General features: G+C 24.2%; 9 protein-coding genes. 3 read left to right on the forward strand and 6 right to left on the reverse strand.

Annotated features, from left to right (window positions below; genetic code table 11):
* Window positions 1-78: 78 nt before the first annotated feature.
* The 3 genes from GOQ29_RS02390 to GOQ29_RS02400 form a co-directional block, all read right to left on the reverse strand.
* Window positions 79-1,152 carry an ATP-binding protein gene (locus GOQ29_RS02390; RefSeq protein ID WP_203371032.1) on the reverse strand — a complete coding sequence of 358 codons (1,074 nt, stop codon included), beginning with the start codon at window positions 1,150-1,152 and terminating at the stop codon, window positions 79-81.
* Window positions 1,153-1,239: 87 nt separating this feature from the next.
* A complete protein-coding gene (locus tag GOQ29_RS02395) occupies window positions 1,240-1,494 on the reverse strand; it encodes a GIY-YIG nuclease family protein (RefSeq protein ID WP_203371033.1) in 255 nt (84 codons plus the stop codon).
* A 33-nt stretch (window positions 1,495-1,527) separates the two neighbouring features.
* Entirely contained in the window at window positions 1,528-2,307 is a 780-nt protein-coding gene (locus tag GOQ29_RS02400; RefSeq protein ID WP_203371034.1) for a methyltransferase domain-containing protein, read from the reverse strand.
* 160 nt (window positions 2,308-2,467) lie between these two features.
* Between GOQ29_RS02400 and GOQ29_RS02405 the strand changes: the two genes are divergently transcribed.
* On the forward strand, window positions 2,468-3,295 hold the full coding sequence (locus GOQ29_RS02405) for a thymidylate synthase (protein WP_203371035.1): 828 nt from the start codon (window positions 2,468-2,470) through the stop codon (window positions 3,293-3,295).
* 14 nt (window positions 3,296-3,309) lie between these two features.
* Window positions 3,310-3,801: a dihydrofolate reductase gene (locus GOQ29_RS02410; RefSeq protein WP_203371036.1), complete on the forward strand. Its 492-nt coding sequence runs from the start codon at window positions 3,310-3,312 to the stop codon at window positions 3,799-3,801.
* A gap of 21 nt (window positions 3,802-3,822) precedes the next feature.
* Here GOQ29_RS02410 and GOQ29_RS02415 read toward each other — a convergent pair whose 3' ends face one another.
* From GOQ29_RS02415 to GOQ29_RS02425, 3 genes are read right to left on the reverse strand one after another with little or no spacing between them, the layout of a single operon-like run.
* Window positions 3,823-4,152 (reverse strand): YkvA family protein, encoded by a 330-nt coding sequence (locus GOQ29_RS02415; protein WP_252187492.1) that lies wholly within the window; start codon window positions 4,150-4,152, stop codon window positions 3,823-3,825.
* 38 nt (window positions 4,153-4,190) lie between these two features.
* The gene (locus GOQ29_RS02420; protein WP_203371037.1) at window positions 4,191-4,667 is read right to left on the reverse strand and encodes a DsrE/DsrF/DrsH-like family protein; all 477 of its coding nucleotides are present in this window, start codon (window positions 4,665-4,667) and stop codon (window positions 4,191-4,193) included.
* Window positions 4,668-4,721: 54 nt separating this feature from the next.
* Window positions 4,722-5,102: a universal stress protein gene (locus GOQ29_RS02425; RefSeq protein WP_207750633.1), complete on the reverse strand. Its 381-nt coding sequence runs from the start codon at window positions 5,100-5,102 to the stop codon at window positions 4,722-4,724.
* Between the two features lie 539 nt (window positions 5,103-5,641).
* Between GOQ29_RS02425 and GOQ29_RS02430 the strand changes: the two genes are divergently transcribed.
* A complete protein-coding gene (locus GOQ29_RS02430) occupies window positions 5,642-6,775 on the forward strand; it encodes a hypothetical protein (RefSeq protein ID WP_203371038.1) in 1,134 nt (377 codons plus the stop codon).
* Window positions 6,776-7,027: the final 252 nt, after the last annotated feature.

The following is a 7,027-nucleotide window of genomic DNA, read 5'->3' on the forward strand; positions in this document are numbered from 1 at the left end:
ACATTCAAAGCGAATGCCCTTTTTTGTCAAGTTTTAATATTTACCTTGATGCAACACTAGAACCTCCTAGGAGGTTTTTTATTTATCATATTTTAAAATTCTATTTATTAAATCTTTTTTTAATAAATTTATTCCATCAAAATTAATATTTTTAATATAGAATTTTTCTAACTCATCATGAATATATTTTGCTTCTTTTAAATTCTCAACTGATTTTGACATCAATTGATCTACTAATTGCTTATCTTCAATTATTTTATTTTCATTTTTATTTAATATATCTATATCCATATAATTTTTTAAATCTAAAATATTATCTACACTTTGTAATTTATCACTTGTCGTTATTCCAATTTCTATATCTTTAATATATATTGATTGTATTTTTTCTGGAATCAACGGTGTATGCAATACTTCTACATCTAATCCTCTTTCAATAGCATCATTATATATTTTTCTTAATATTGTCGTTTTACCTGTACCATAATCTCCTTTTAATCTATAGATTTTTTTACAAACTGATAATATAGATTTATTATAATCTATATTACCATTAGGTGTATAAGCACTGCCAAATAAATGGCGTATTTTACCCCTTTTATTCAAATAAATCCTATCTTTAAATATTTCAGAAATAAGTTCATTAGTAATAAAATTGATTTTACCAAAATTTAAAGCTTCTACATTCATTTCTATAATATCTTCTATTAGAGGTCTTATAGCTTTTAAATACTTATACGCTCTTTTAAAAGACTTACTAACTTCATTACTAAGTAAAATTATTTCGTCTTTATTTTCTTCCATTTTATCTTTATTCCAAAAATCACCTAAGTTTATAATCTCATCAACTGCTCCTGGATTTTTAGGATCAACTATATGAGGTGCTGTTCCATCAATCATAGCTACCTTTAATTTAGGTATAGTTATACTATCAATAGAATAATCATCAGATGAACAGTGATGATATTCCAAATCATAACCTCTATCAATAAATTCCTTACCAATATTTTTCATTAAAGATGATTTTCCTACCCCAGGTCCTCCTTTTAATATAAAAATCCTATTTGCATCTTTTTCTATTATATAATCATAATATGAATAAAATCCTTCCGAAGTATTCCCCCCTGGAAATAAATCTCTTACTACTGACATTTTTATAACTCCCTTCACATTGAAATAATATATATTATTCTATCCATTATATATTTTATTAATTAATAATTTTAAAAATTATATTACTTATAAATTTTCTTTAAAATTTCTTATTAATTTTTCTTTTTTGCTTTTGTTTAATTTCTTTATAAAATATTCCCTTTTTGTAGCTTCTTTTTTAGATTCATATACTTCATAATATTCTAATACCACTGGTATTCTACCCCTAGTATATTTTGCTCCATTTCCACTATTATGTTTTTTTAATCTTCTTTCAATATTAGTTGTCCATCCTGTATAAAGAGTATTATCTTTACATCTCAATATATATACATAGTTCATAAAATCATCCTATCCTCTTAAAATTCTATATTATTAGGTTTTTCTGGCCAAAAGCAATATACCTAAATAAATCTTTTCTATTACTCCTCCATATTTTTCTATAATATTTATTATTTCATCGTATAATTCTTCTTTTATACTCACATCTAATAAATTATATGATGTAAATGTATTTAAATATTCAATATATTCTTGTGAACTATAAGTTTTATTCCAAGTATAATTATTAATCTCTATATTATTAAACAATTTTATGTTTAAAATTTCTTTCTTTATTTTTTTAATATAATTTTCTATTTTAAATGAATCCATATTAATTAATTTCGGAGCAATTCTTCCATAAGTTTCCATTATTTTTATATCTATATTTTTGTTTTCAAACAATTCTGTAGAGCAAAAAAGCGCTATGGTACCATTATTCTTTAGCCATCTATATATCTTATTATACATAAAATTTAACTGTACTAAATAAAAAGAATTAGCTAAAAAAACTAAATCATAATATTCTTGTTCTTCATCCCACTCTTCAAAGGAAGATATAATTATATTAAAATCATCATATTTTTTAAATTTATTCCATAAATACAAACCTAAGGCATATTCAATTTCAACACTAGTAATATTGCTATATCCTAAATCAATAAATCCTTCAGTAGATTTTCCTGTTCCCGATCCTATTTCTAATATTTTATTATCATTTTTAATTTTACTAAATTTTATTATATCTTTAAATATAATTAGTGGGTAATCAGGAGATAATTTATCATATTGCTCAAAAATTTGATGTAATTTTTCTTTCTTATTTTTATACATCCTTTCTCCTTCTTTTAAAATTTTACAACCTTATATAAATATATTAAAGATATTTTATTTGTATGATATATACTCTAGATTTAGAATATTATTTTGGTATAATATATTTTGAAGTTATGATACAATTAGATATTAATAAAACATAGAGGAGGTTAATATATTGACAAAAGCAGACAAATTATTTCTAAATAATATTCAAGAAATACTGGAAAATGAATATAGTACAGAAGATGGAAAGGTTAGACCTCATTATAAAGATGGAACACCAGCGCATACTATTTTTATAACTCAAGTATATGAAAAATATGATATTTCAAAAGGAGAATTTCCTGTTACAACATTAAGACCTACTGCTTGGAAAAGTGGTATCAAAGAAATTCTTTGGATATATAAAGATCAAAGTAATGAACTTGATATATTAAAAAGCAAATACAATATTCATTGGTGGGATGATTGGAATATTGGAAACGGAACCATTGGACAAAGATATGGTGCAACCATAAAAAAATATGACCTAATTAATAAGTTACTAAATGGTATTAAAGAACAACCATATGGTCGAAGACATATTATAGATATGTATCAATATGCTGATTTTGAAGAAACTGAAGGATTACACCCCTGTGCCTTTATGACAGAATGGAGTGTAAGAGGAAACTACCTAGATGTAACATTAATACAACGTTCAAATGATTATCTTGTGGCTGGACATATAAATAAAATTCAATATGTAGCATTACTTATGATGGTAGCTCAAGCTACTGGATATAAACCTGGCGTTTTTGCTCATCATATCCAAAATCTTCATATCTATGATAGACATATTACTCAAGCTAAAGAATTATTAAATAGAAAACCTAGTGATAAAAATCCTAAATTAATATTAGATACTGATAAAACTAATTTTTATGATTTTACACTTGATGATTTTAAAATGATAGATTATGAACCTATAAAACCACAACTTAAATTTGAAATGGCAATATAATGGAGGTAAAAAATATGAATATTAATATGATTGTAGCTTTAGATAAAAATAATGGTATAGGTAAAAATAATAACCTTTTAACTCATATTCCTGAAGATTTAAAATATTTTAAAAAAATCACTCATGGTCATGTTGTTGTGATGGGCTACAATACTTATATGTCTTTACCAAATAGACCTTTATCAAATAGGATAAATATAGTACTTACTAGAAAGGATATAAAATTAGATGGTGCTATTATAGTAAATAATATCGATACTCTTTTAAAAACACTTGAAGACTATAAAGATAAAGAAATATATATATGTGGTGGTGCATCAATTTACAAACAAATGATGCCATATTCCAATAAATTATTCATTACTCATATATTTGATGAATTCTCAGCAGATACTTTTTTCCCTGAAATAAAAAAAGAAAAATGGAATCTAAGTAGTATTACTGGTGATTTTGAAAATATTTATAACAAACATCCACATATATTTACTATATATACACGAAAATAGACTTAAATTTAAGTCTATTTTTTATTTCTTATCTTCAATTTCATATTCTGCATCGTCAATAATATCTTTTCTCTTAAATTTTATCACTTTGCTCTTTTGTGGCATATATTTATCTAAATATTGGGATAACTTCGAATACGAATATAGTAATATAATGATATCATCAATCCAACCCAAAATTATTATAGGATCTGGTATTAAGTCAAGAGGAGAAAAAATATAACCTATTGCTAGTAAAATCAAAATCTTTTTAGACAAAGCAACATCTGTATCCTTTAAAAATTTTGGTATTAATTTTAATCTCAAAAAAATTTTTTCAAATCTATCATCCCTTATAAAATATACTTTCAATTATATTATACCCAAAAAATATAACCCGTTTACACGGGTTATATAAATAATTGTATATCTGACTCTAATGCATCTTTAAGATACTGATCTACTTCTATAGTTATAGCTTCATCTATTAGTTCTTCTTTGGTAAAACCCATAACCTCTTGAGAGAGTTTACAAGCATAAAATTTAACATTCTTATGCCTAGCTCCATCAAGAAAATCTTTTAACATAGGCTTATCACTTTCCTTCATCATATGCTTTAACATTCTTTGACCTGCTCCTAAAAAATTCATATTGGATATATTCAAATCTTCGGCATTCTTTGGAATCATCTTTTCAAACATTTTCTGTGATATAGTTTTATCTATACTATTTTCATACCCTTCTTTTCTAATAACTAGCAACCCCCAGAAAGCACAAAAAATAGTAACATCCATACCATTTTCTTTTGCTCCATTAGCTAATATTAAAGCAGCTAAAGCTTTATCATATTCTCCGCTAAACAATAATAAATTCAATCTCTTATTCATATAAACACTCCCTTTCAGAAATATCTTTTCCATAAAGAGTATTTATAATTCCTATTACATTATTGAAATTTCACATTCAGGTAAATTATTCCTAAGTTTAAATGCAAAACTATGATTTTCTATATCCTTTCCATTTGGTGATTTTCCCATAATAATTTTAGTTATTTTTTTATCTTTTGCAAAATCAATCATTGCCTTGACTACATCCTTTGATCTAATCACAGTCAAATCAGCATTAACTTTTTTAGAAACTTCAAAAAGATATTCTAATGCATCACCATCATTATTTTTATATAAGAAAGTATCTTTTTCATTTACTACATGAATAACATACAACTCGTCCTCATTACTTCTAATTTCTTTATCTCCTCTTTCTATTAATCTTTCACATGTTTTTTGTTGTGTAACACACACCATTATTTTTTTATTTTGCATAATTGACTCCTTTCGATGAATCAAACAAAACTATGAACATTATTTATACATCTAACAAATATTATATCAAGTTTGCACATATATTTAAATACAAGCTTTATTAATCTATGATTACAATATAATTACAAAATACTATTCTTATGAAATTTGTTTGCAAATTTGCATAAACAAAAAAAGTTCTATATAAAAAGTGAGGTTTTACTCTAGCAGGTATTATTACTTTTCTATACAAAAATGCTGAAATAATTTCTCATTTCAACATTTATTATAAAAACATTAAAATTTAATAATATTTTTTCGACTCAATATGCGAACGTATGTTTTATAGGTAAATATACCTATGAATTTTCGCTTGTTTCTAGGTATATTTATCTATAATTTTTCACTATTCGACAAATAATGACAAATTTCGTATCTAAGATAAATTATAATATGTTTAAGTCTATAAATTATAACTTATATTCATTTTATTTTAGGAGGTGAATTTTTAAAATAAAGATTATTTTTACATAATTAATTTCTAAAGAGGAGGAAATTTAGTGAGCAATTTACAAAATGATGAGTTAATTCTAAAATTAGTAGATACTATCAATGTACCAGTTATATCAGATGAAACTAATTTTTGGATTATAAAAACACAAAATAGTATATTCTACGATGAATTTATATCCAATAGTTATGTGGGGTTAAGTTGGAATACAATAACTAAAGACACTATAGATAAATCGAATAAAAGTAGTGAAAAAAAAGCTGCAATCAAAGAGCACATTCGTAAAGAATATGGTTTTAAACAACCAGGGAGAGTATTAAATGAATGTGATAAATTTGTTAATTCTATAAAAGAAAACGATATCATTATAATTCCTAGTAGAAATAATGAAAAAATAACTTTTGCTTTAGCTAAAAAATATTATGAAGATAACTCTTTAATGCATAAAGAAAAAGAATATAAAGAATATTTCAAGGATGAATGGAATAAATCATTTGAAATTAAATGTTCATTTACTAAAAGAAGAGAAATTCAAATAATAAAAACAATAACTAATGAAAATTTAAATCCTCATTTATATAATACTTTGGTATCTAAACATGGTGTTAGCAAAATTAATGAATCATATAGTTATATTTTATCAACTATCTATCCAGTATACTATTATCAACATACTTTAGCTACTGTCTTTAGAGTTAAAACAAGAGGAAATATCAATGCTTTAGATTTTTCATACTTTTTACTTCTTTCTTCTTCTATAATAAAAGAGTTTAATCCTAATAAAAAAATATCAGTAAAAACAAATATTCAATCACCTGGAGATGTTATTATCGAATTAGCAGATGTTGATGTTGACATACTTTCTGATAAAGATACTATTCTATTATTATTAGGTCTTTGGTCTGCAACTATTGGAGGTAAATTCTTAGGTTTTGAATTTAGAACTATTTGTGAGTTTATATGTATGAGACAAAAACAAAAAGAAAAACTTAAATCCTCAAAATTAGATAATAAAAATAAAAATTTAGATAACATTATGAAAAATTTAAATTTAAAAGAAAAACTTGAATGTTTTAATAATTCTTCTAGTTCATTAAATATTGATATATCAGAAATAAATAATATAATTGATCTTAGTAAATTTCAATACAATCAAAACATTAATAAAAATAAGAAAAACTAAATTATTAAATATAAATATTAGCCTTCGGGCTTTTATTTTATCTATTAACTCGAACGTATATTCTGTCGATGAAGTCTTTAAATACACTATCAATATTTTCTGTGGCTATTAACCGTTGTATTTATCAATACTTTAAAACCTTTATTAAATAAACTATACTAGACAATAAAAAAGAGCCGAAAGGCTCTTGAATACTATGGCGGGAATATGTGGGAATCGAACCCACCCAGGACGCTCCTAACGCCCCGAACT

Source organism: Anaeromonas gelatinilytica (genome assembly GCF_016820635.1).
In the GTDB taxonomy this organism is placed as follows: Bacteria; Bacillota; Clostridia; order Tissierellales; family SIT17; genus Anaeromonas; species Anaeromonas gelatinilytica.